Here is a 1384-nt window from a genome sequence, read left to right as displayed (position 1 = left end):
AGGCCGGAAGGCAAGTTAGCACTGCTTTCCTCAAGAAGACTGGGGGAATTCTGAGTTTCAGTTGTAGAGGTCAAAAGCGGAACTTCGCTGCGGGACGAACGAACTGGTAAGATGCGGACAAGGACGAAACCGCTCTCGCGGTATTGGTGCTTGTGGTGGGTGTTGCGTGCTGATGTGAACTGCATGGATTTTGCGAACTGACCAACCTGTCGGACGATTGAGGCCTTCTCAATCTGACGACAGGAGGTTTCAATGTCAGAGCAACATATCCCACCGCTGCGCCGCCGTTTTATTGAAGATATGCGGATCAAGGGGCTGCAGCCAAAAACCCAGACGATGTATTTGCGGGCGATGCGCGATTTTACAGGGTTTCTGGGGCATTCGCCGGATAGCGCGACACCCGAGGAATTGCGCGCGTTCCAGCTGGACATGAAGGAGAAGGGCGTCGGCGCACCGACCTTCAACAACCGGCTGACGGTTCTGAGTTTCTTCTACGCGACCACCTGCCCGCGTCCGGAGATGAAGCGGCACATGCGGTATCAGAGGGCGGCGAAGAAGATCCCGGTTGTGCTCAGCGCCGAGGAGGTCACCCGCATTCTCGAAGCGGCACCTGGACCGGGGCTGAGATACCGGGCTGCCTTCAGCGTGGCCTACGGTGGCGGGCTCCGAGCGAGCGAGGTCACACATCTCAAGATCGGCGACATCGACAGCGACCGGATGCTGATCCGCATCGACCAAGGCAAGGGCCGCAAGGATCGCCACGTGATGCTGTCGCCGAGCCTGCTTGTGCTGCTGCGCGATTATTACCGCGAAGCACGGCCAGCGGGCTGGTTGTTCCCGGGCCGCAACCGGGTCGACCCGATCTCGACGCGGCAGTTCAACCGGGCCTTCGGAGTGGCCTGTGATTTTGCAGAGATCAAGAAGCGGGTCTCGCCCCAAACGCTGCGACACAGCTTTGCCACGCATCTGCTGGAGGGAGGGACGGATATCAGGGTGATCCAGGTGCTGCTGGGCCATGCCAAGCTGGAGACCACAACGATTTATACCAAGGTGGCGATCAAGACGATCCGGGATGTGACCAGCCCGCTCGACCTGCTGGTGCGACGGGAGGCCGGTGCCGGATAGACCCCGGATCCGATGCCTCGTCCCAGACTGGAGGTCGCGGATATCTTCCGCGATCATGGGCCGGCCTATCGCCGCGAACATGCCGGACACCTGAACCTTCCACAGTTGAAGGTCATGTCCGCGATTGAGAACTGCCGCACCGCCGCTCTCGGCGGGCATGTCGCTGCCTGCACAGAGTGCGATCACCAGCACATTGCATACAACTCCTGCCGCAATCGGCACTGCCCGAAGTGTCAGGGAGCAACCGCAAAAGACTGGA

At 60.1% G+C, this 1384-nt stretch carries 3 protein-coding genes; 2 read left to right on the top strand and 1 reads right to left on the bottom strand.

All coding sequences use genetic code 11. The features are described from left to right. A partial coding sequence (locus ACR0B3_RS24010) for a hypothetical protein (RefSeq protein WP_480811239.1) occupies nt 1–185 on the bottom strand: 185 nt, incomplete at its 3' end. A 67-nt stretch (nt 186–252) separates the two neighbouring features. Between ACR0B3_RS24010 and ACR0B3_RS24005 the strand changes: the two genes are divergently transcribed. Together ACR0B3_RS24005 and ACR0B3_RS24000 are read left to right on the top strand one after the other, a co-directional pair. Beyond that, nucleotides 253–1125 (top strand): tyrosine-type recombinase/integrase, encoded by an 873-nt coding sequence (locus ACR0B3_RS24005; protein WP_480811238.1) that lies wholly within the window; start codon nt 253–255, stop codon nt 1123–1125. Nucleotides 1126–1137: 12 nt separating this feature from the next. Further along, a partial coding sequence (locus tag ACR0B3_RS24000) for a transposase zinc-binding domain-containing protein (protein WP_480811237.1) occupies nt 1138–1384 on the top strand: 247 nt, incomplete at its 3' end.

Source organism: Ruegeria sp. CE9 (assembly GCF_056537425.1).
The sequence above is the reverse complement of the archived record's forward strand: the minus strand, read 5'-3'. Positions and strand labels throughout refer to the sequence as shown.